The organism is Streptomyces sp. WAC 06738 (assembly GCF_003945505.1).
Classification (GTDB): Bacteria; Actinomycetota; Actinomycetes; order Streptomycetales; family Streptomycetaceae; genus Streptomyces.
The window spans coordinates 1,176,264-1,199,205 of sequence record NZ_CP029618.1 but is presented as its reverse complement, the minus strand read 5'-3'; the positions used below and the strand labels follow the sequence as shown (position 1 = coordinate 1,199,205).

Here is a 22,942-nt window from a genome sequence, read left to right as displayed (position 1 = left end):
CTCAGGAGAGCTAGGGTATTCGAACGGACGTACGAGAGAACCGATCGGGATAAAAGTCCGAAATGGGGTGGAGTGATGGAGGTGCGGCATGGTGGGCTTCGCCCACGTGCACGTCGCGTCCGGTTACTCCGCCCGCTACGGCGCCGCCCATCCCGAACACCTCGTCCGGCGCGCCGCCGAGCGCGGCATGGGAGCCCTCGCGCTGACCGACAGGGACACCGTCACCGGTGCCGTCCGGTTCGTACGGGCCTGCGCCGAGGCCGGGGTCAGGCCGGTGCTGGGGGTCGATCTGGCGGTGGCAGGCGCCCCGCACCGGGCCGCACCGCCGCCGCCCGCGCTGCGGCCGCGTACCCCGGCGCGTGGCGGTGGCCACGTGGTCGAGCCGCCGCTGCGGTTCGTGCTGCTCGCGCGGGACGGGGCGGGGTGGGCGCGGCTGTGCCGCATCGTGTCCGCCGCCCACGCGGGCGCGACCGGCGGCAGCCCGCCGGTGGTGCCGTGGCAGGCGCTGCGCGAGCACGGCGGCCCCGGCCTGGTCGCCCTGCTCGGGCCGCTCTCCGAGCCGGTGCGGGCGCTGGCGGTGGGGCGGGAGGACGTCGCGGCGAGGCTGCTGGCGCCGTGGCGGGAGGTCTTCGGGGCCGGGCTCCGGCTGGAGGCCGTCGCCCACAAGCGCGCGGGTCTCGGGCCCGGGTCGCTGCGCCTCGCCGCCCGCACCCTGGCGCTGGGCGACCGCACGGGCACCACCGTCGTGCTCTCCAACGCCGTCCGCTACGCCGACCCCGGCCAGCACCGGCTCGCGGACGTCCTGGACGCCGCGCGGCTGCTGCGGCCGATCGACTGGCGCCGGCTGGACAGCGGGCAGCGCTGGCTCAAGGACGAGCGGGCGATGGCGGCGGTCGCGCGGCTGGTCGCCGAGTGCGCGGGAGAGGATGTACGGCGCGCACGCCGCCTGATGGCGGACACCGCCGCGACGGCCGCCGCGTGCACGATCGACCCCGGGGCGGACCTCGGGCTGGGGCGGCCGCACTTCCCGGAGCCTGCGCTCTTCGGCGCCGGGCCCGGGGCGGACGGCGCCGCGCGGCTGCTGCGCCGGCGGTGCGAGGAAGGCATGGCCCGGCGCGGCCTCGACCGCGACGCCGAGGCCCGTACCCGACTGGACGAGGAGCTGAAAGCGATCTCCACGCTCCGCTACGACTCGTACTTCCTCGCCGTCGGTCAGGTCGTGGCCGACATCCGGGCCAAGGGCATCCGGGTCGCGGCCCGCGGCTCCGGCGCCGGTTCGCTGGTCTGCCACGTCCTGGACATCGCCACGGCCAACCCCCTCGACCACCGGCTGCTGTTCGAGCGCTTCCTGAGCGTGCGGCGCAGGTCGCTGCCCGACATCGACATCGACGTGGAGTCGGCCCGCCGGCTGGAGTGCTACGACGTGATCTTCGACCGGTTCGGCAAGGAAAGGGTGGCGGTCACCGCGATGCCCGAGACCTACCGGGCCCGCAGGGCGCTGCGGGACGCCGGTCTCGCCCTCGGCATCGCGCCCGCCGACGTCGACCGGATCGCCAAGAGCTTCCCGCACCTGCGGGCCGCCGACATCACCGGCGCCCTCGCCGAACTGCCCGAACTGCGGCAACTGGCCGCCGAGGCGCACCGGTACGGCCCGCTGTGGGAACTCGCGGAAGGTCTCGACGCCCTCGTCCACGGCATGGCCATGCACCCCTGCGGCGTGGTCATCAGCGACGCCACCCTCCTGGACCGGCTGCCGGTGCAGCCCACCCCGCAGGGCGACTACCCCATGGCCATGGCCGCGAAGGAGGAGATCGAGGACCTCGGCAACATCAAACTCGACGTCCTGGGCGTACGCATGCAGTCCGCGATGGCCCACGCCGTCGCCGAGATCGCCCGGGCCACGGGCGACCACATCGACCTGGACGACCCCGGGCAGGTGCCGCTCGACGACGTCTTCGCGTTCAAGCTCATCCAGAACAGCGAGACCCTGGGCCTGTTCCAGCTCGAGTCCCCCGGCCAGCAGGACCTGCTCTCCCGGCTCAAGCCCCGCGACCCGCAGGACGTCATCGCGGACATCAGCCTCTTCCGCCCGGGCCCTGTCGCCGGCGGCATGCCCGAGCGCTACGTCGCCGCCCGCCACGGCGGCGCGCCCGAGTACGCCCATCCGGACCTCGAACCGGTGCTCTCCGACACGTACGGCGTGACCATCTGGCACGAGCAGATCATCGAGACCTTCCGGGTGATGACCGGATGCGACCGGGCCCTGGGGGAGATCGCCCGGCGCGCGCTCGGGGACGAGGACCGGCTCCCCCGGATCAGGGACTGGTTCCACCGGCGGGCGCGGGCGCGCGGCTACACCACGGCCGTACGGGACGAGGTCTGGAAGACCGTCGCGGCCTTCGGCGCCTACGGCTTCTGCCGGGCCCACGCGGTCGCCTTCGCCGTCCCCGCGCTGCAGAGCGCCTGGCTCAAGGCGCACTACCCGGCGTTCCTCCTGGCCGGCCTCCTCGAACACGACCCCGGCATGTGGCCCAAGCGCGTCCTCGTCTCCGACGCCCGCCGGCGCGGCGTCCCCCTCCTGCCCGTCGACGTCAACCGCTCCACGGTGAAGCACACCGTGGAGAAGACCGACACGGACCGGTGGGGGGTGCGGCTCGCGCTGGCCGCGGTGCACGGCATCAGCGAGGACGAGGGCGTACGGATCGAGGAGGGGCAGCCCTACGCGTCGCTGTCGGACTTCTGGCAGCGGGCCCGGCCCAGCAGGCCGGTCGCCGAGCGCCTGGCCCGGATCGGCGCCCTCGACGGCCTCGGCGGTCCCGGCGGCCCCGATGACGGCCGCTCCACCCGCCGCGACCTCCTCCTCCAGATCGACGAGCTGCACCGGCAGTCCCGGGCCCGCTTCGCGGCCGACGGCCAACTGCCCCTCGGCCGCGAAGCGGTCGGCGGCACGGAGCCGAGCGGACTGCCGGAGATGACCGGCCGCGAGACCCTGAGCGCCGAACTCGACACCCTCGGCATCGACGTCTCCAAGCACCTGATGGAACACCACCACCGGCTGCTGCGCGAGATCGGCGCGACCGACGCGGCCCACCTCGCCGGCCTGCGCCCCGGGCAGCAGGTGCTCGTCGCCGGCGTGCGGGCCTCCACCCAGACCCCGCCGATCGCCAGCGGCAAGCGCATCATCTTCGTCACGCTGGAGGACGGCTCCGGCCTGGTCGACCTGGCGTTCTTCGAGGACTCCCACCCGGCCTGCGCGCACACCGTCTTCCACAGCGGCCTGCTGCTGGTCCGCGGCACGGTCCAGGTGCGCGGCACCCGCCGCACCGTCGTCGGCACCATGGCCTGGGACCTGGACCGGATCGCCGCCGCCCGCCGCGACGACGGACCCGAGGCCGCGCTCGCCCTCCTGGGCGAGGACCGGCCGCACCCGACGCCCGCCCAGCCCGGCCGCACCCTGACCGACGGCACCGCGGGCGCCCGCCTGCACCCGTACGCCGACCTGCAGCCCGCCGGCAGCCGGTCGGCCGACCTGAAGAAGCTCGGCCACCGCAGCCCGGGGAGCGCGGGATGACCGCCCGCCGACGGCACATCGCGCACCTCCATCTGCACGCCTCGCCGAGCGAGGAGCAGTACGCGGACATCGTCGAGCTGATGGGCGGCGTCACGCCCCACGTCCAGGAGATGCCGCCGGACGCCGTCCAGCTCGATCTGACGTCCGCGCTCCGGTACTTCGACCTGTCGGCCTACGACGCGGTCCAGCTCGTGAAGATGAGACTGAAGGCCCTCTACGGCATCGACAGCAGCGCCGGACTCGCGGGCAACCGCATGCTCGCGGCCATGGCGGCCGACGCGTCCGCGCCCGGGGAGACCACCACCGTGCCCACGGGGCGGGCGGCGGAGTGGCTGTACCCGCGCCCGGTCGCCGCCCTGCCCGGGGTCGGCCGCGCGACCGCGGAGAAGCTCGGCCGGTACGGCCTGCACACCGTCGGGCAGATCGCCGACCTGCCCGCGGTGACCCTGCAGCGGCTCCTCGGCGTCAGCCAGGCCCGCCTGCTCGGCGACCGCGCCCGCGGCTACGACCCGCGCCCGGTCACCCCCGCGGAACCGGCGGCGTCCCTCTCGGCGGAGCTGGTGCTGGACGCCGACTGCCTCGATCCCGTACGGCACCACAGGGCCGTCCTGGGGCTCGCCGAGCGGATCGGCCAGCGGCTGCGCGGGGAGGGGCAGGTCGCCGGCCGCGTCACCCTCGTGGTGAGGTACGCCGACCGCAGCTCCACCACGCGGACCCGGGCCATCGCCGAACCCACCGACCACTCGCCCGTACTCGCCGCCACCGCCCTCGGCCTGCTGGCCGCCCTCGGGCTGCAGCGGGCCCGGGTACGGGCGTACGCGCTCAGCGCCGACCACCTGCTGCCGGCGGCCGGCGCGTACCGCCAGCTCTCGCTGGACCCCGGCGACGTCCGCGCCCGCCGCGCCGAGGCGGCCGCGGACCGCGCCCGCCGGCGCTTCGGCCCCGAGGCCGTCAGGCCCGCGACCCTGGCGGCGGCGGAGCCGCCGGCGGCGGGGTGGAAGGAGCGGGGGCGGGGCGGTTGACGGGCGCGGTCAGCCGCCCAGGGCGCGCTTGAGGACTTTGCCCATGTCGTTGCGGGGGAGGGCGTCGAGGAAGTGGATCTTGCGGGGGCGCTTGTGCGGGGCCAGGTGGTCGGCCACGTACGACGACAGCTCCGCGGCGGGCGGCGCCGCACCGTCCGGGACCACCCAGGCGACGATGCGCTCGCCCAGGTCCGGGTCGGGCTCGGCGGTGACCGCCGCCTCGGCGACGGCCGGGTGTTCGAGCAGTGCGTTCTCGATCTCCCCGGCGCCGATCTTGTAGCCGCCGGACTTGATGAGGTCGGTGGCGCGGCGGCCGACGATGCGGAAGCGGCCGGCCGCGTCCCGTACGGCCATGTCGCCGGTGCGGAACCAGCCGTCGCGGAACGCCGCCGCCGTCGCCTCGGGGCGGTTGAGGTAGCCGGTGAAGAGGTTCGGGCCGCGGACCTCGATCTCGCCGACCGTCTCCCCGTCGTACGCGGTGAGTTCGGCCCCCGCGTCGTCGACGAGCCGGGCGGCGACGGACGGCAGGGGCACGCCGACGCTGCCGGTGGCGTCCGGGTCGCCGGGGCTGACGCTGGTGTTCATCAGCGTCTCCGTCATGCCGTAGCGCTCCACGACCCGGCGGCCGGTCGCGGCGGTCAGCCGGCGGTGGTCGGCGACCGGCAGCGCGGCGGAGCCGGAGACCAGCAGCCGGGCGCCGGCGAGGGCGGCGGCCAGGGACGTACCGGACGGTGCCCCGGGGGCGGCCGCCTGCTCGGCGTCGAGGGCGTCGGCCAGCCGGTGGTACATCGTCGGCACCCCGAAGAGCATCGTGCCGCCCGCGGCCAGCGCCGCCGCGACCGTCTCCGGGGCGAACCGCCCCACGTGGTGCACGGCGCCGCCGCGGCGCAGCGGGCCCAGCACGCCGAGGACCAGCCCGTGCACGTGGAACAGCGGCAGCGCGTGCACGACCGTGTCCCGTCCGGTCCAGCCCCAGACCTCCGCGAGGTCGTCGAGGGTCGCGGCCAGCGCCCGCTGCGGCAGGACGACGCCCTTGGGCGGCCCGGTCGTGCCGGAGGTGTAGACGACGAGTCCGGGGGTGCCGGGGCCGGGCGGCGCGGGGGTGGTCGTGGGCCGCGGGGCCGCGGACCGGGGTTCGGAACCGGGGGCCGGGGTCACGTCCACCCGCGCCACCCCCGCCAGCGCCCCGGGCAGCTCCGCCCCGGGCGCCGCGAGCACCAGCTCCGGTTCGCTGTCGGTCACGATGTGCGCCAGTTCCCGCACCCCGGTACGGGGGTTGAGCGGCACCACCGCGATGCCCGCCACCAGCGCCGCCGTCACCGCCACCGCCGTCGCGGGCTCCGGTGTCGCCCAGACCGCCACCCGCCGGGCACCGCCGAGCCGCCGGGCGACGCCGTCCGCCGCCGCGGCCAGCTCGCCGTACGTCAGGACGGTGCCGCCGAAGCGCAGCGCGACCCGCTCCGGCGCGGTGCGCAGCGCCGGGAACAGCTCCCAGGACGTCTGCGCCCCGGCCACCGGCCGGGCCGCCCCGGACTCCCGCGACTCTTCCGTCTCCCGCATCTCCACGACGCCTTCCTCCCCCTCAGCCCCGCGCCGCACCCTGCTGCCGCGTCCGCGGAGGGCACCGTACCCCGTCGCCGCGGGCGCGACCCGCGGCTCGGGCACGAGCGTATGCCGCGGGGGCGGCCGTGCTCGCCGGGGCGGCGGCCGGCACCTCCGGCCGTCCGCAGGCCACGCGCAAACGCCGCGCCGCCCGTACGGGCCGTATCGGCCCGTCGGGCGGCGCGGCGTCACCGGTCCCCGGTGCGGCGGCTCTCAGCCCAGCGGCCGGAAGCGCCGCAGCCGGAGGCTGTTGGCGACCACCGAGACGGAGGAGAAGGCCATCGCCGCGCCCGCGAGCATCGGGTTGAGCAGGCCCGCGGCGGCCAGGGGGAGGGCGGCGGTGTTGTAGCCGAACGCCCAGCCGAGGTTGGTCTTGATGGTGGACAGGGTGGAGCGGGCGAGCCGGATGGCGTCCGGTGCGGCCCGCAGGTCGCCGGTGACCAGGGTGAGGTCGGCGGCCTCGATCGCGGCGTCGGTGCCGGTGCCGATGGCCAGGCCCAGGTCGGCCTGGGCGAGGGCGGCGGCGTCGTTGACGCCGTCCCCGACCATCGCGACCGTACGGCCCTCGGCCTGCAGCCGCTTGACCGCCTCGACCTTGTCCTCGGGGAGGACCTCCGCGATGACCTCGTCGATGCCGACCTCGGCGGCGACGGTCTTCGCGACGGCCGTGTTGTCGCCGGTGAGCAGGATCGGGGTCAGCCCCAGGTCCCGCAGCCGCTTGATGGCCTGCGCGCTGGTGGGCTTCACCGCGTCGGCGACTTCGAGCAGGGCGCGGGCCTCGCCGTCCCAGGCGACCGCGATCGCGGTGCGCCCGGCCTCCTCGGACCGCTCCTTGGCCGCGGCGAGTCCGGCGGGCAGCGTGATCGCCCACTCCGCGAGGAGCTGCTGCCGCCCGACGAGGACCGCGTGGCCCTCGACGATGCCCTGGACGCCGAGCCCGGGCACGTTGGCGAAGTCCTCGGGCACCGGCAGCGTACCGAGGCGGTCGGTCGCCGCCGCGGCCACCGCCTGGGCGATCGGGTGCTCGGAGGCGTGCTCCAGCGCGCCCGCAAGGCGCAGCACCGTCTCCTCGTCCTCGCCGCCCGCGGTGTGCAGGGCGTGCAGGGTCATGGTGCCGGTGGTCACGGTGCCGGTCTTGTCCAGGACGACGGTGTCGACCTTGCGGGTCGACTCCAGCACCTCGGGGCCCTTGATGAGGATGCCGAGCTGTGCGCCGCGTCCGGTGCCGACCATGAGGGCGGTCGGGGTGGCCAGGCCGAGGGCGCAGGGGCAGGCGATGATCAGCACGGCGACCGCGGCGGTGAACGCGGCGGCGATCCCGTCGCCCGTACCCAGCCAGAAGCCCAGCGTCCCGAGGGACAGGGCGATGACGACGGGCACGAAGATGCCGGAGATCCGGTCCGCGAGCCGCTGCACGGCGGCCTTGCCGTTCTGGGCGTCCTCGACCAGGCGGGCCATCCGCGCCAGTTGGGTGTCCGAGCCGACCCGGGTGGCCTCCACGACCAGCCTGCCGCCGGCGTTGACGGTGGCGCCGGTGACGGCGTCGCCCACGGTGACCTCCACCGGCACGGACTCGCCGGTGAGCATGGAGGCGTCGACGGCGGAGGAGCCCTCGACGACGGTGCCGTCGGTGGCGATCTTCTCGCCCGGCCGGACCACGAAGCGGTCACCGACCGCGAGCCGGTCCACGGGCACCCGCTCCTCGCGGCCGTCCCGCACCACCGCGACCTCCTTGGCGCCCAGCTCCATCAGCGCGCGCAGCGCCGCGCCCGCCTTCCGCTTCGACTTCGCCTCGAAGTACCGCCCGGCGAGGATGAACGTCGTCACGCCGGCCGCGGCTTCGAGGTAGATGTTGCCGGAGCCGTCGCCGCGGGCGATGGTCAGCTCGAAGGGATGGGTCATGCCGGGCTCGCCCGCGGTGCCGAAGAACAGCGCCCACAGCGACCAGAGGAACGCCGCGGTCGTACCGACCGAGATCAGCGTGTCCATGGTGGCCGCGCCGTGCCGCGCGTTGGTCCAGGCGGCCTTGTGGAACGGCCAGGCGCCCCAGACCACCACCGGCGCGGCCAGCGTGAGCGAGAGCCACTGCCAGTACTCGAACTGCAGGGCCGGGGCCATGGCCATCGCGATCACCGGCACCGACAGCGCCAGGGAGCCGAAGAGCCGCTGGCGCAGCGTCCGCAGTTCGTCCGGCGGCCCCTGCCCGCCGGTGCCGTCCGCCGTGCCGTCGCCGGCGTCCGGGCCGGCGGGGGCGGGCGGTGCGGCGGTGTAACCGGTACGTTCGACGGTGGCGATCAGGTCGTCGACCGCCACGTCGTCGGCGAAGGTGACCTTGGCCTTCTCGGTGGCGTAGTTGACGGTGGCCTCGACGCCCTCCATGCGGTTGAGCTTCTTCTCGATCCGTGCGGCGCAGGAGGCGCAGGTCATGCCGCCGATCGCGAGTTCGACCTCGGCCGTCCTGCCAGGCGTGGTGGTGGTCATCACTGCTCCTCGTGGCTCGCTATACCCCCAGGGGGTATTAGATCCTTCGACACCATGTATACCCCTGACCCGTATCCGATGCAAGCGGTGCCCTCGCTTGACTTTATACCCCTAGGGGGTATCGTCGCCAGTATCGAGGGCCGGTCGCAGCGACGGGCCGACCGAGAGGAGCGAGCGATGAACACCGCAGCCAGGGCCGGACTCTTCGCAGGTGCGCTGGCCGTCGCGTTCGCCGGGGCGTACGGGGTCGGCAGCGCCGTGGGGCCCGTCACCGACGAGGACACCGCCCCGGCCCACGGCGGACACGCCGCGGACACGGGCGCGGGCGCCAAGGAAGAAGCGGGAAAGGACGCGGGAGAGAAGGGGGACGGGCACGGCGGCGGCCACGGCGAGGACGCGGGACCCGCCGCGGGCGGCCTCCAGCTCTCCGAGTCCGGCTACACGCTCGACCTGGACACCCGGCGGATCGACGCCCGCAGCCCCGCAGAACTGCGCTTCGCGGTGCGCGGCGCGGACGGCGAGCCCGTGACCTCGTACGAGCGGGAGCACGGCAAGGAACTGCACCTGATCGTCGCCTCCCGCGACCTCGGTACGTACCGGCACCTCCACCCCGTCCGCGACGCCGCCGGCACCTGGAGCACGCCTGTCGAGCTGCCCAAGGCCGGTGACTACCGCGTCTTCGCCGACTTCGTGCCCACCGGCGGCCCCGAGAACGGCCTGACCCTGGGCGGCGACCTCGCCGTCGCCGGCGACTACCGCCCGGCGGCGCTCGCCGGGCCGGAGCGGACGGCGACCGTCGACGGGTACGAGGTGACGCTGGACGGCGCCCTGACGCCGGGCTCCGCCCGCGAGGTGGAGTTCTCCGTCGAGAAGGACGGAAAGCCGGTCACCGACCTCCAGCCGTACCTCGGCGCGTACGGGCACCTCGTCGCGCTCCGCGCCGGCGACCTGGCGTACCTGCACGTCCACCCCAACGGCGAGCCCGGCGACGGCAGCACGGAGCCCGGCCCCGAGGTGGCCTTCTCCGCGACGGCGCCCAGCACCGGTTCGTACCGCCTGTTCCTCGACTTCAAGCACGACGGCGAGGTGCGCACCGCGGCCTTCACGGTCACCGCGGGCGGGGGCGCGGACGGCGAGCAGGACGCGGAGAGCGGGCAGGACGAGGCGGACGGCGGCGGTCACAGCCACTGAAAGGCGTGGTAGACCTGCTCCATGCGCAGCAGGAAAGCTCTCGTACGCCGTCCCGGACCCCGTCTCGCCGAGGGCCTGGTCACGCACATCGACCGCACGCCGGTCGACGCGGACCGGGCCCTCGCCCAGTGGCGGTCCTACGTCGCCGCCCTCGAACTGCACGGCTGGGAGACCGCCGAGGTCGAGCCCGCGGACGACTGCCCTGACGCGGTCTTCGTCGAGGACACGGTGGTGATGTACAAGAACGTCGCCCTCGTCACCCGCCCCGGTGCCGACTCCCGCAAGCCGGAGACCCGCGGCGTCGAGGCCGCGGTGAGCCTCATGCGCTGCTCCGTGAACCGGGTCCACGCGCCCGGCACGCTCGACGGCGGCGACGTGCTCAAGGTCGGCAACACCATCTACGTGGGCCTCGGCGGGCGCACCAACACCGACGGCGTCCGGCAGCTCCGCGCCTGCTTCGAACCGCTCGGCGCCCGCGTCGTCACCGTTCCGGTCACCAAGGTGCTGCACCTGAAGTCCGGCATCACCGCCCTGCCCGACGGCACCTTCGCCACCCACGCCGGGCTGATCGACACACCGGACCTCTTCCCGGGCCGTATCGAGGTGCCGGAGGCGGCCGGGGCGCACGTCATCCTCCTGGGCGGCGGCGCGCTGCTGATGGCGGCGAGCGCGCCGCAGACGGCCGCGCTGTACGAGGAACTGGGCTACACGCCGGTGCCGGTGGACATCAGCGAGTTCGAGAAGCTCGAGGGCTCGGTGACCTGTCTGTCGGTACGCATGCGCGGCCTGTACGCCTGACGCCGCCGCGGGCGGCGGCGGGGCGCTCCCGCCCCCGCCCGCGGGCTCAGCGGCTCTCCGCCGCCACCCGCAGCGGGTCGCGCGGGGTGCGGAAGGACGGGGGCGGCTCCGGGGGCGGGGTGAGGTGGCCGCCGAGGCGGCGGCCTGCGGCGACGGGGGCCCGGAGGGCCGCGGGCAGGCCGACTGACGCGCGTAGAGCCGAGGCCTGACGACGTACCCTGGCGGCCGCCACCTCACCCCCCGCACCGCCCGCCGCCGCGTGCGCGGCGGCGAGCACGTCGAGCGTGCGCGACGTCCAGTACGGGGTGTCGAGGTGCCGCCAGATCGACAGCGCCTGCCGCGCCGTCGCCTTGGCCTCCGCCGGCCGGTGCGCGTGCAGCAGCAGGTCCGCCTGCGCGCGCAGCGTCAGGGCCTCGCCGAACCGCTCGCCGAACCGCCGGTACGCCGCCAGGCTCTCGTCGAGCATCCGCTCCGCGCGCGCCGGTTCGCCGGCCACGTCCGTCAGATGCCCGAGCCACTGCAGCGCGTGCACCTCGCCCACCCGGTCGCCGCTCTCCACCGCCAGCTCGCAGCTCCGCAGCATCCGCGCCGCCGCGGCGTGCACGCGGCCGACGGCGAGGTCCGCGAGGCCGAGGTTGCGCTCGGCGGACGCCTCGCCGTGCCGGTAGCCGTCCTGCTGCGCGAGGGCCAGCGCCAAGTCGAACTCGCGCCGGGCGGCGCCCGGTTCGCCGCACTCCAGATGGACGGTGCCGAGGCCGCAGCGCGCGTACGCCTCGGACCGCACGTTGCCGCCCGCCCTGGCCCGCTCGATGCCGCGCCGCAGACAGGCGGCGGCCTGCGCGTACTGCCCGCGCAGCCGCAGCAGCACGCCGAGGCCCGCCGCCGCGGCGGACTCGGCGGGGTGGTGGCCGCCGGTCTCCGGACGGCCGTCGCGGGCCGGGCCGCGCGCCGGGTCGCGGGGGCGGTCGCCCGGCTTCGCGCGGGGGAGCGCGCGCGGGCGGTCCAGCGCCGCGAACTCCTTCAGCGACCGCTTGAACGCCAGCACCGCCTCGCCGTAATGGTCCTGCACGGTCTCCAGCTCGCCCAGGTTGCGGTGGAGGACGGCGACGCCGAGCCGGTCGCCGGCCGCGGTCGCGGCCGCCAGCGCCGTCCGGTGCGTCTCGCGCCAGTCGTCGAAGTGCGCGGACGTCTCGAAGAACGCCGCCAGCGCCGCCGCCAGCCGCCACGCGGTGCCCGCCTCGCCGGCGTCGGCCGCCTGGCGGACCAGCGCGCGCAGCGTGGTCCGTTCGGCCTCCAGCCAGGCCAGCGGCTCCGCCGCGACCCGGGCCGCCTCGGCCGCCGGGGGGCTGTGGCCGGGCGCCGGCGCCTGGACGCGGCCGGAGAAGCCGGAGGACAGGGCGTCGTCGGCGCGGCGGGCGAGGTCGAGGTAGGCGGTGTGGACGCGGCCGAGCGCGGCGGCGCGTTCGGCGGGCGGCTCCTGGGCGTGGGCGCGCTCGCGGGCGTAGAGGCGCAGGAGGTCGTGGAGGCGGTAGCGGGGTTCCGCGGCGGGTTCCGCGGTGTGGACCTCGACGAGGTGGTTGTCGACGAGGGCGTCGAGGGACCGCTCGGCGAGGGCCGCGGGATCGGCCGCGGGCCGCCCGCCCCGCGCCGTGTCGCCCCGGGCCGTACCGTCTCCGCCTGCGCCGTCTCCGCCTGCGCCGTCTCCGGCCCTGCCGCCTTCGCCCGTACCGCCCGGCGCGTCGCCGAGGAGCGCCGCCACCACCCAGCCCGGCACCGTCGGCACGTCCAGCAGGCCCAGGAGCCGGAACGCCCGCTGCGCCGCAGGGTCGAGGGCCGCGTAGCCCAGCGTGACGCTGGCCCGTACCTCCAGGTCGCCCGCGACCAGCTCGTCCAGCCGCCGCCGCTCGTCGGCCAGCGCGTCCGCCAGCCGGGGCAGCGACAGGTGCCGCCGGGTCGCCAGCCGGGCGCCCGCGATGCGGAGCGCGAGCGGCAGGTTGCCGCACTGCGCCGCGATCCGCGTGGCGACCGCGGGGTCGCGGCGGGTTCGGTCGTCGCCGGCCGCCCGCGCCAGCAGCTCCAGCGCCTCCGCGTCGCTGAGCAGGCCCAGTTCCACGCGGAGCGCGCCTTCGAGGCCGGCGAGGGCGGCGCGGCTGGTGACGAGCACGGCGCTGTCGCCGGTGCCGGGCAGCAGGGGGCGGATCTGCCGCTCGCAGCCCGCGTTGTCGAGGACGACGAGCACGCGGCGGTCGGCGAGTTCCGCGCGGTAGCGCCGGGCCCGCTCCTCCAGGCTCTCGGGGATGCCGGCGCCGGTCATGCCGAGGGTCTTGAGCAGGGAGGCCAGCACGTCGCCGGTGTCGGCCGGGTGGCCCGCCGCGGTCCGCAGGTCGGCGTGCAACTGGCCGTCGGGGAAGGCGTCGCGGAGCAGATGCGCCGCGTGCACCGCGAACGTGGACTTGCCGGCGCCCGCGACGCCGGTGACGAGGACCGTGCGCGGCGCGGGGTGACGCGCGTCGACCTGCCACGCGTCGAGGCCGGGGGCCTCGCGGTCCGCCGCCCCCTCCGGCCGCCCCAGCCACCGCAGCACCTGCACCAACTGCTCCCGCCGTCCCACGAAGTCCGGGATGCGCGCGGGCAGTTGGCAGTACGCAGGCCGCTCCGCGGCCTCGGGCCGCGGCGCCGGCTCGGGGCCGCCCGCCAGCACCGCCGCGTGCACCTCCTGCAACTGCGCCCCTGGCTCCACGCCCAGCTCGTCCGCGAGTATCCGGCGGGCCCGCGCGTACGTCCGCAGCGCGTCCGAGCGCCGCCCGGCGCGGTGCAGCGCCAGCATCAGCCGGCCCCACAGCGGCTCCCGCAGCGGATGCTGCGCGAGCAGCGCGCCCAGCTCCGCGGCCAGTTCCGGGTGCCGGCCGACGGCCAGCTTCGCGTCGGCCAGATCCTCCCAGGCCGTCAGCCGGTTCTCCTCGAGCCGCGCGGCCTCGGCCCGTACGGCATCGGTGGCCGGCACGTCGGCGAACGCCGGGCCGCGCCACAGCCCCAGCGCCTCGGTGAGCGTCTCCACGGCGGCGGCGGGGCGCCGGTCGGCCAGCTCCGCGCGCCCGGCGGCGGCCAGGGTGGCGAACCGGGCGGCGTCGGTGCCGTCGGGCTCGACGCCCAGCTCGTAGCCGCCGGGACGGGTGTGCAGCGTCTCCGGGTCACCGCCCAGGGCGCGGCGCAGCCGGTGCACGTAGACCTGGAGGGACTTGGCGGCCGAATCCGGTACGTCGTCGCCCCACAGCTCGGCGATGAGCGCGTCGGCGGGGACGAACCGGCCCGCGTTGATGAGCAGATGGGCGAGGAGCGCACGCTGCTTCGCGGCGTTCAGCGTGATCCACCGCGTGCCGTTGCAGACGTCGAGCCTGCCGAGGACCCGATAGCGCATCACACCGTCCCCTGGTCACGGTCGTCGTGAGCTGCTTCGGCGTCACCATCCTTGTACTGGGCGGTACATGTCAAGGTCGCGTGGCCCCGGCGCGGAGCCAACGGCCTTGAGCTGCGGTGATGTGAACCACTTGAACGGAAGCACGGGCGCCAGGGACTTCTCGGGGACTTTTTGCCCCACGCCGCCGGTCAGGGTGGCGCGTTTCCGACGGTGCGGATGCCGGAGTCTACGCGCGGTGCGCCCGAGCCATTCCCCGGTCCCGACGTGCGTGGCATGCTCATGTTCCCCCCCCACAGGTTAAGGACACCTCATGCGGAGAAGAGCTTTCGCCGGCGCGCTCGCACTCACCGCCACGGGCGCCCTGCTGTCCACCGGCACCGCCCACGCCCGCCGCGCCCCCGGTCAAGTGGCACCGATACCGCCACGTCCCGCGAACCCCAACGGTATTCAGGTCGCCACCGAGGTCGTCCGCGGGCAGAGTTCCGCCTTCCCGGTGCTGCGCACCAAGGAGGTGCACACCAAGGGCGAACACGTCATCTCGGTGGAGTACCAGGTCCAGGAGACCGGCTACTGGTGCGGCCCGGCCGCCACCCGCTGTGCCCTCTCCGCCCGGGTCGCTCCGCCCAGCCAGGCCACCTTGGCCGTGGAACTCGGCACCCACGAGGGCGGCACCGACCACATCAGCCAGATCGCGACGGTACTCAACGCCCGCATCGACGCCGGTGAGTACTTCATTCGCGAGATGCCCGACGATCCGCCCACTCAGGGCCAGATCGACCAGCTCTGGGCGGACGTCGTCGATGACATCGACAACAACTACGCCGTCGTCGCCAACATCGTCGCGCCGCCCGGAAACCAGCCGCCCGGGTACCCGGCGGACCAGACCGTGTACCACTACTTCACCGTGATCGGGTACGACACCGACTACCACACGGTGCTGATCGCAGACTCGGCCTCGTTCAACGGCTACCAGATCTACTGGCTCAACTTCTCTCAACTGGCGACCCTCATCCCGCCGAAGGGCTACGCCGCCTGACGCCGCGCGACCGTGCCCGGCGCCCCGGGCACGATCCGTGCCGAGCCTGCACCGCAGAGGGTCGGCACGGATCGCGTTCCGGCTGCGGCCGGACCGTTCCGGCGCATCGCTTGCCCGACCGGCTTGGTCGGTCGCTGCCGAGGCAACCGCAACGACTGCCGGGCCTAGTCCTCGTGGCGGGCGATGTGTTCGTCGTTGAGGGCGTTCACGGCGCCGCGTGCGTCGCCGATGTTGGCGTAGTCGACGGCGACCAGGTTCACCGGCCGGCCGCGGGTCCGTTCGCACGCGCGGGCGCGGTCGAGGACGTAGTCGCGGGTGTTGATGTGGCCGGCGTCCAGGCGGCTGCCGCCGCTGTTGGTGACGAAATGGTTCATGAGGAAGAGCCGCTTGTCCTCGCCGCCGCGGTACGGCTCGCACGTCATCTCGGCCGGAGTGCGGAAGGAGAACGGGGTCTCCATGCCGTAGCGGTAGAAGTTGCGGTACCAGGGCGCGGGGCCGTCGGCCTTCTCCGCGAACACCACCAGGCGGCGGTCCGCGTCGATCATCTCCCCGAGCGTGGGCCAGGGCTTGTCCGGGTCGTCGTCGGGTGTGAAGACCACGTCCTCCAGTCCCGCCTTGCGCATCGCGGCGGCGGTGTCGGTGCCGCTGATGCCGTCCTGGATCACCAGCGTGACGATGTCGGAAGGGTTCTGCTCCAGCCAGTCGCCGATGTTCTCCAGCTCCGGGACCAGCGGGAGAGCGCCGCCGCGGCAGACGGCGTGGCAGAGCCAGGTGCCTTTGCGGGGCGGGTCGACGGTGTTGAGGACGGAGCGGATCTGCCGTTGCATGGTCGGGGTGAAGTCAGAGTCGACGAGCCGTTCGGTGATCTCCGGCGGGGTCTCCCAGCGGTGGGTGTCGATGAGCAGGGCGCGGACGCCCCCGTTGAGCTGGCCGGTGATCGACGGGTCCTGCAGCGGGGCGATGAAGCGGTCCTGGGAGGTGGCCATCGCGTTGTGCGAGGCGAGCTGGGCCACTTCGTCGTAGCGCAGCTCGCACAGTTCCTCGCGTCCGTTGCAGCGGCGGTCGGATTCGCCGCCGAAGGCGCTGGGGACGAAGACGGCGCCGGCCAGCGCGGCGGCGACGACGCCGACCGCGCCCCAGCGGTAGCGCGGCGGCATCGGCGGAGCCGGTACGGGCCCGCCGGGTTCCCCCGGTTCCGGCTGCTCCGCGCCCGGTTCGCCGGTCTCCGGCTCCCCGGTCCGCGGCGTCTCGCGCTCCCCGGCCGCGGACCCGGCGGTCGCGCTCTTCCCGCTCTCCGCCCCGGCGCCCTCCGGGGTTCCGGCGTCCCGTTCGGCCGCTGCGGCCCGCGCGGCGGCGATAGCGGTCGCTCTGCGGTGCCACAGCCAGCCGCCGGCGGCCAGCAGCACTCCCGCTGTCAGCGGTACCGCCGCGGTCGTCAGGGCGACCGTGTAGAGCCGGTCGAGGGCCGTGCGCTGTACGTCGTCGAGGAGCCGGGCGGCGGAGTCCGGCCAGTTTCCCGGCGCGGCGGCGATGCTGCCGCCGACCATCCCGCGCACCACCAGCGCCGGCACAAAGGTCAGCGCCCCGCCGCATGCCAGTGCCCCGCCGATGCGCACCAGCCGGCGGCCCGGGGCGCGTGGCCCGTACCGCCACAGCACGCCCAGCGAGGCCAGCCCCAGCAGGATCGCGCCGGTCTGCACCCAGCCGAGGCCCAGCTTGGTGAAGGCGCGGGCCTCCCGCGCCGGGCCCAGCTCGTCGCCGTCGCCGGAGCCGAACTCCGAGGCCAGGTCCCACGACACCCCGTCCGCCGTGTTCCGCAACGCCCACGCGGCCCGGTACTCCCGCCCGGCGAAAAGTGCGGGTCCGACCTCAGCGAGGGCCGTGGCCAGGTCACCGCTGCGCAGTGCGGTAAGCAGCCGCGGGCGCAACTCCGCCCGCTCGCCCGCGGGTACGGCCCGCAGCACCGTGTCGGTGGCGGTCCTCACCTGCTCCTCGGTGAGGTCCAGGGTCGGCAGGCCCTCAGGGCGTTCGCCACCCGCGATCCGGCTCACGGCCTCGCCCAGGTCGGACTGGAAGGCGGCGTAGTCGGGGGCGGGCTTGTCCTGGAGGTTCGCGACGACGTCGGCGAAGTGGACGTTGCCCACCGCGCCCAGGTTGTCGAGCACCGGCCGCAGGTCGACCTCCAGCGTCAGCTCGTCCCCATCCCCGCGCAGATACGCCACCGCGTCTCCGATGACGCCATCGGCCAGGGCCCGCGCGGTGGTCGGCGGCAGGACGGTCTTGAGGTTCGAGGTGACGACGGACTCGGGTACGGGCAGCCGGGCGAGCAGGTCGCGGGTGACGCCCGATGCCTCGGGGTCGACGAGCACCTGGTCGTAGAGCCGGTCGTAGGCGTGCTCCCGGTCGAGCGCGGCCCGGTAGAAGCCCGCGTCGGCGACGGTGGAGCGGGCCGTACCCGCGATGACCAGCACCGCGGTGGCGAGCGCCGCGACCACGAAGGCGAGCCACCGCAGGACGACGGCGTCCCGCGGCGGCGCGGCCTGTCCGACCCGCCGCACGATGCGGGCGAGCCGGACTCTGAGCTTGTCGAACGGGGTCATACGTGGTTCCTGCCTGCTGGTGCCGCACGAGCCACTGTCGGGTCGGCTCTGGCCGCCGCGAGCATACGGCTCCTTGAGGAGCACGATCCGCGCCGCAAGCCCGGCGATGGTTGACGGGGCGGACTCGGCGAGGGTCTTTTCATGCCGGGCCCGGGGTGGTCACACTGCTGCTTTCCGGAGATCGGTGATCTCATCCCCACCCCCCACGGAGGAAAAGGGAATGTTAGTCCGCTGCCGCAACGTGATCCGCGGCACCTTCGCAGCGCTGGCGGCCGGTGGCATCACCGTGGCGCTCGGCCCGGTTCAGTCAGCCGAGGCCGGCACCGTCAACCCCTCGCCCCGCGAACTGGTGGTCTACAACAACAACATCGAGAACCTGGTGCCGCCGTCCTGCGCCAACGGCCAGGACTACGACCGGTTCATCAGCTACCTGAAAAGCCGTCCGCTGAGCCCCGACATCTTCACCGTCCAGCAGATCTCCCACTCGAATCAGCTGGCCGCCTTCACCCGGCGCCTGAGCGACGAACTGCCCGGGACGTACGCCGGCCGGATCGCCCTCGCAAGCCCCGGTTCCATGGGCTATACCAGCCCCTGCGGGAAGCTGAAGAACCAGCAGACCAACGCGGTCATCTACCGCTCCGACCGGCTGACGTTCGAGGACGAGACCCGCTGGCGCTCCGACGCTCCGTCCGACTACGACGCGGGCACCGGCCCCTGCCGCAACCTCACCCCGACGAGGTCGAGTCAGGACCGCGTGCACAACATCGCGGTCCGGTTGCACGACAACGTCGCCGACAAGGACGTCACAATGGCCTCGATCCACTGGCCGACCAACACGTGGCACGGCCCGGAGTGCGCGGCCGAGAACATCAACGAGGCCGACGATGCCGTCAACCGCCTCGGCGGCTCACTGCGGATCGTCGCCGGGGACATGAACACCACCCCCGGCAAGAAGAACTGGTGGAACCAGGCCCGTTCGTACGGCTTCCGCGACCCGATCGCCGAACTGTGCGGGGCCAGGGACTGCTCGTCGGCCCACGACACCAACGGCAGTCGTCGTATCGACTTCCTCCTGGCCAGGGGCAGTAGCGGGTTCAGCAATGCCGCGACCCTCACCGAGGGGATGACCGGCGGCGCCTACTCGGACCACCGGGCTGTCACCGCGCACATCAAGTACTGAGTGTTGGAACGGCGGTCGGCTTTCTCGATACATCCGGGTGCCCACCGACCGCGGAACTCAGGGGCGTGACCGGCCGGTCAGGGTGAGAGCGGGCTCAGTCGCAGAGCTTCCGGTAGGGGGTGTCCGGGATGTTCTGCCGCCATTCCGCTCGGGTGAGGTTCTTCGGGCGGTTCAGGCGGGTGCAGATCCTGGTCGTGAGGGTGTCCGGATCGAGGGGCATGGCGTACGAGCGGATGTTCCGGCCGGCGAGGTGGAGGTTTCCCCGGTCGTCGAAGGCCACGTCGTGGAGGATGTCTCCGCTTCCTGGCAGGGCCGCGCCCAGCGGTCGGCGGGACGGTACGTCCCAGAGCCGGAGCTGCTCCCAGTCTTCGACGCCGGCGAGTGAGTGTCCGTCCGGTGAGAACCGCAGGGGCGTGACCGCGCGGCCGGGCATGCGGCCCAGGCGTTGGGTGGCGTCCGCATTCCAGAGGGCGACGCCGGTGGGGTCGCTGACGGCCAGGGTCTTTCCGTCGGGGCTGAACGTGACGGCGTACAGGTCGGTGTTTCCCAGGGCGTTGCGCGTGGCCCGGCCCGTGCGCAGGTCGACCCTGTCGCTCGATGTCGTGACGAGGACGAAGTCGTCGCCGGATCCGCCGAGTGCCGTTCCGGATCCGCCGACGTCGGTGAGGGTGCGGGATATGCGGCCCGTTGCGGTGTCGATGATGTCGGTGGACCAGTCGGGGTGGTCCTCGGATGCGTTTCTGCTCGCGGCGAGGGTCCGGCCGTCCTTGCTGAACGCGAGCGCGGCGACCGGCCCGCGGTCCGGGGCGTCCAGGACGACGGAACGGCGGATTCTTCCGGAGTGTGTGTCCTGGAGGACCAGGCGGTACGGCTTTCCGGTTCGTGGTTCCGGGCCGGAGTAGGCCAGTGTCGTGCCGTCGGGGCTGAGTGCGGACTGCATGGTCTCCCCGCCGGTTGCCCCCCGGTGTCCGTAGGGCGCGGTGGGGAAATCGTGCGTCTGCCTCGGCACCGCCCCCCTTGCCGGGGGTGCGGCGGGGTCTGCGGCGTCCGTGCCGGCGGGCACTGCCCAGGTCCGTATGCGGGAGGCCCCGTTCACGGTGTTGAGGGTGAGGAGACTTGCGGCTTTCGGGCCGTAGTGGCCGACGTCGTTCGTGGCCTGCCGGGGAAGGTCCGGCAGGCTCAGGTCCAGCGTGTGGACCACATTGCCGTCGAGGTAGCGCAGCGCGCGTGCTTCGGAGTCGATGGCGAGCGGCCGGAGGGCGCCCTCCAGCAGGCTCCCGAGGCTTTGCTCCGGGTGCAGGAGCAGCGTGTCACCCAGGTCGTCGCTCCCGCTGACGTCGATCGCACCGTTTCCCATGACGGCCACGAACTTCCCGTCCGGGCTCATGCGCATGATCGTTCGCTCGGTCGGCTCGTCCTTGCCTTCCTCCGCCAGCGACGACCAGGTGGTGGAGAGCAGCTTCCCGGTCGAGGTGTCCCATGTGGACAGATATCTGCCGGTGAAGATCGCCAGTCTGCTGCTGTCCGCGCTGGAGGACACCATGGCCGTCGCGCCGCATCTGGCACCGTCCTTCATGCCCCGCAGCGGCTGCGAGCCGCCGGAGCCGATGTCGTACAGGACCGGATCCCGCCCCTGGGGGCAGGACACGAGGTAGCGCCCGTCATGGGTGAGGCTCGCGTCCTGTGCGTCGGGGACCTGGAGCAACGGGTCGCCGGTGCGGGTGTCGATGACGGTGAACCCGGTGTCCTGCGAGCCCATGCCGCTGGTGAGTGCCCGCTCGCCGCCGGACGCGAGGGCGTCGACGAACCTGTCGCCGGGGTCGCCGGGGACACCGGCACCCGGTACTTTCCCGACGGACCTGCCGGTGCCGAGGTCCCGGACCGCATCGCCCCCCGTCGCGAACCGGCCGTCGGGTGCCAGTGTGCCGATCCGGATCCCGGACGCCGCGGGGAGCGGTCTTCCCGTACGCGCATCGAAACGGTGCAGTTCCCAGGTCTCCGACTCGCGTACCTCCGTCACGAGGACGCGGCCGTCCTCGGAGAGCGAGCGGAACATGTCCGCCGTGCTGCCCTGCGGTGACTTCGTCGGATCCTGGAAGACGGCGGTCTCCTGCTGCCAGGCCGACTGGTACAGGGCACCCCGTGCCTCCTCTGCGGGGGCGATGCGCCATGCGGCGATGCTCAGCAGGGCGGCGGTCTCAGGGTCGGAGGCACGCATGCCGTCGGCGACCGATGCCACGTTCCGGGCGGTCGCGAGGGCCTGTTGTTCGGCGTTGGTCCGCTGGAGCTGCCAGGCGATGCCGCCGGCGGTCAGTGCCAGCGCCAGGAGTACGGCGATGCCGCCGCGCAGCCGGTTGCGCTGGCGCTTCCTGCGGGACTCGTGGGCACGGGAGGCCGCCAGGAACGCCCGTTCCAGGTGGCTCGGGCGGAGTGCGGCCGGGGCGGTCGCGGCCTGGTCCAGGGCGGTGCGCAGGATGCCGCCGTGCTGGAGGCGGTCCGGGCTCCGCCCGGCCCGGTCCCAGGCGCGGGCGTCGTCGCCCGTCCTGCGCAGCACGCGGAGGCCGTCGCGGTGCTCGGCGGTGAGGGCCCGCAGCCGGGGCCATGCCCGGTGGAGTGCCGCGCCGACCGGGCGGACCGAGGCGACGGCAGAGGCCAGGTCCGGGTCCAGGTCGGTGCCGGCCGGGGCCGGGGGGAGGGTGGCGTTGCCGGAGGCGGAGGCAGAGAGGGGAAGGGTGGTGGTGTCGGGGGCGGGGGTGCGGATCAGGATGCCTGCGGCGGCGAAGGCGTCCAGGGCCTGCTGGAGAGCGGCTTTCTCGTGGGCGGGGCGGCCGTCGAGCAGTTCGGCGTACGAGGCGGTGCGCACCCCGTCCTGGGAGCCGTCCGGGGCGTCGCCGGGTACGACAAGCCGGAGGAACAGTTCCTCGGCGGCGGCCTGGACGGCGGGCGCCAGCGCGGTGAAGACGCGCTCGGCCACGGCGCCCCACTCGGGCAGTGCGCCGGTGCCGGCGGCACCGGTGCCGTCCGGGGCCGCCGGGTACGCTGCCGCGCGGGCGCCCCGGGCGAGCAACTCCGCGGCTGGGAGCGCCGTCGCCGCGGTCTGCGGTGCCGGGGGCCAGTACTGAGTGTCCGGCTCGTGGATGCCCGGGTCCTGGGGTGCCGATGCCCCGGACACGGTGGCCTGGGCCTGGCCCCGCGCCAGACTCTCCGCCGGGTGCTCCGCTTGGCCCTGCGGCCCTCCGGTCAGCAGCCCCAGCAGCAGCTCCGACGACGTCGGCCGGGCTGTCGGGCCCTTGGACAGCGCGGCGCCCACGAGGGGGCGTATCCGCTCCGGCAGCGGGCCCAGGTCCGGCTCCAGCTCCGCGACGCGGAAGACGATCTCGCCGAGGTTCTCGCCGTGGAACGGCGCCCGGCCGGTAGCCGCGAAGAGCACCACGGCGCCCCACGCGAACACGTCGCTCTTCCCGTCCGCCCTGCTGCCCCGCAGCACCTCGGGTGCCATGTAGCCGGGCGTGCCCATCAGCTTGCCGGTCTCGGTCAGCGACATGTCCTGCGTACGGGCGATCCCGAAGTCGATGACGCGGGGCCCGTCCGGACCGAGGAGCACATTGGCCGGCTTCAGGTCCCGGTGCACCACGGACGCCGCGTGGATGGCGGTCAGCGCCGTGGCGATACCGGTGGCCAGGCGTACGAGTGCGTCCCCGCCGACGGGACCGTCGTCCCGTACCGCGGTCTCCAGGTCACGCCCGTTGATGAGTTCGCTGACGAGGTACGGCGGGTCCGCTTCCGCGTCGGCGTCCAGCACCCGGGCCGTGCAGAAGGAGTCCACCCGCTGCGCTGCCGCAGCCTCCTTGCGGAACCGGGACCGGGCGAAGCCGTCGGCTGCGGACCCCGTCCGCAGGACCTTCACGACGCAGCGTGCCCCGGCGCCGTCGTACGCCTCGTAGACGACCCCCTGACCGCCGGCGCCGAGGCGTGAGGCCAGCCAGTAGGGGCCGACGCGCTGCGGGTCGTCAGATGTCAATAGTTCCCGGCTCAATGCTTCC

General features: G+C 74.4%; 11 protein-coding genes. 6 read left to right on the top strand and 5 right to left on the bottom strand.

What is annotated here, in order from left to right; translation table 11 throughout:
• The first annotated feature begins 88 nt into the window (after positions 1-88).
• Positions 89-3,571, top strand: a complete 3,483-nt coding sequence (gene dnaE, locus DMB38_RS04895) for a DNA polymerase III subunit alpha (protein ID WP_125934113.1) — start codon at positions 89-91, stop codon at positions 3,569-3,571.
• Positions 3,568-4,593 carry an ImpB/MucB/SamB family protein gene (locus tag DMB38_RS04890; RefSeq protein ID WP_125934112.1) on the top strand — a complete coding sequence of 342 codons (1,026 nt, stop codon included), beginning with the start codon at positions 3,568-3,570 and terminating at the stop codon, positions 4,591-4,593. Before dnaE ends, DMB38_RS04890 begins: the two co-directional genes overlap by 4 nt.
• Positions 4,594-4,602: 9 nt before the next feature.
• On the opposite strand, the gene DMB38_RS04885 is transcribed toward DMB38_RS04890, so the two are convergent.
• On the bottom strand, positions 4,603-6,153 hold the full coding sequence (locus DMB38_RS04885) for an AMP-binding protein (RefSeq protein ID WP_240661977.1): 1,551 nt from the start codon (positions 6,151-6,153) through the stop codon (positions 4,603-4,605).
• Positions 6,154-6,408: 255 nt separating this feature from the next.
• Entirely contained in the window at positions 6,409-8,676 is a 2,268-nt protein-coding gene (locus tag DMB38_RS04880; protein ID WP_125934111.1) for a heavy metal translocating P-type ATPase, read from the bottom strand.
• A gap of 177 nt (positions 8,677-8,853) precedes the next feature.
• Here DMB38_RS04880 and DMB38_RS04875 point away from each other — a divergent pair, with 177 nt between their 5' ends.
• On the top strand, positions 8,854-9,867 hold the full coding sequence (locus DMB38_RS04875; protein WP_125934110.1) for a hypothetical protein: 1,014 nt from the start codon (positions 8,854-8,856) through the stop codon (positions 9,865-9,867).
• Positions 9,868-9,888: 21 nt separating this feature from the next.
• Positions 9,889-10,665 (top strand): dimethylargininase, encoded by a 777-nt coding sequence (ddaH, locus tag DMB38_RS04870; RefSeq protein ID WP_125934109.1) that lies wholly within the window; start codon positions 9,889-9,891, stop codon positions 10,663-10,665.
• Positions 10,666-10,711: 46 nt separating this feature from the next.
• Here the strand turns inward: ddaH and DMB38_RS04865 are convergent, their stop codons facing one another.
• Complete coding sequence (locus DMB38_RS04865) at positions 10,712-14,083, bottom strand: BTAD domain-containing putative transcriptional regulator (protein ID WP_125934108.1); 3,372 nt, start codon at positions 14,081-14,083, stop codon at positions 10,712-10,714.
• Between the two features lie 310 nt (positions 14,084-14,393).
• Between DMB38_RS04865 and DMB38_RS04860 the strand changes: the two genes are divergently transcribed.
• Entirely contained in the window at positions 14,394-15,119 is a 726-nt protein-coding gene (locus DMB38_RS04860) for a C39 family peptidase (RefSeq protein WP_125934107.1), read from the top strand.
• Positions 15,120-15,283: 164 nt separating this feature from the next.
• Here DMB38_RS04860 and DMB38_RS04855 read toward each other — a convergent pair whose 3' ends face one another.
• Positions 15,284-17,719: a hypothetical protein gene (locus DMB38_RS04855; RefSeq protein ID WP_125934106.1), complete on the bottom strand. Its 2,436-nt coding sequence runs from the start codon at positions 17,717-17,719 to the stop codon at positions 15,284-15,286.
• Positions 17,720-17,939: 220 nt separating this feature from the next.
• Between DMB38_RS04855 and DMB38_RS04850 the strand changes: the two genes are divergently transcribed.
• Positions 17,940-18,899 carry a hypothetical protein gene (locus DMB38_RS04850; protein ID WP_125934105.1) on the top strand — a complete coding sequence of 320 codons (960 nt, stop codon included), beginning with the start codon at positions 17,940-17,942 and terminating at the stop codon, positions 18,897-18,899.
• A gap of 94 nt (positions 18,900-18,993) precedes the next feature.
• Here DMB38_RS04850 and DMB38_RS37430 read toward each other — a convergent pair whose 3' ends face one another.
• On the bottom strand, positions 18,994-22,920 hold the full coding sequence (locus tag DMB38_RS37430) for a serine/threonine-protein kinase (protein WP_164715925.1): 3,927 nt from the start codon (positions 22,918-22,920) through the stop codon (positions 18,994-18,996).
• Positions 22,921-22,942: the final 22 nt, after the last annotated feature.

Excerpts from the sequence above, each read along its gene's own strand:
- DMB38_RS04865 (WP_125934108.1), bottom strand. The coding sequence starts at position 14,083 with ATGCGCTATCGGGTCCTCGGCAGGCTCGACGTCTGCAACGGCACGCGG.
- DMB38_RS04850 (WP_125934105.1), top strand. The coding sequence starts at position 17,940 with ATGTTAGTCCGCTGCCGCAACGTGATCCGCGGCACCTTCGCAGCGCTG.
- DMB38_RS04875 (WP_125934110.1), top strand. The coding sequence starts at position 8,854 with ATGAACACCGCAGCCAGGGCCGGACTCTTCGCAGGTGCGCTGGCCGTC.
- DMB38_RS04860 (WP_125934107.1), top strand. The coding sequence starts at position 14,394 with ATGCGGAGAAGAGCTTTCGCCGGCGCGCTCGCACTCACCGCCACGGGC.
- DMB38_RS04885 (WP_240661977.1), bottom strand. The coding sequence starts at position 6,153 with ATGCGGGAGACGGAAGAGTCGCGGGAGTCCGGGGCGGCCCGGCCGGTG.
- DMB38_RS04880 (WP_125934111.1), bottom strand. The coding sequence starts at position 8,676 with ATGACCACCACCACGCCTGGCAGGACGGCCGAGGTCGAACTCGCGATC.
- dnaE (WP_125934113.1), top strand. The coding sequence starts at position 89 with ATGGTGGGCTTCGCCCACGTGCACGTCGCGTCCGGTTACTCCGCCCGC.
- ddaH (WP_125934109.1), top strand. The coding sequence starts at position 9,889 with ATGCGCAGCAGGAAAGCTCTCGTACGCCGTCCCGGACCCCGTCTCGCC.
- DMB38_RS04855 (WP_125934106.1), bottom strand. The coding sequence starts at position 17,719 with ATGACCCCGTTCGACAAGCTCAGAGTCCGGCTCGCCCGCATCGTGCGG.
- DMB38_RS04890 (WP_125934112.1), top strand. The coding sequence starts at position 3,568 with ATGACCGCCCGCCGACGGCACATCGCGCACCTCCATCTGCACGCCTCG.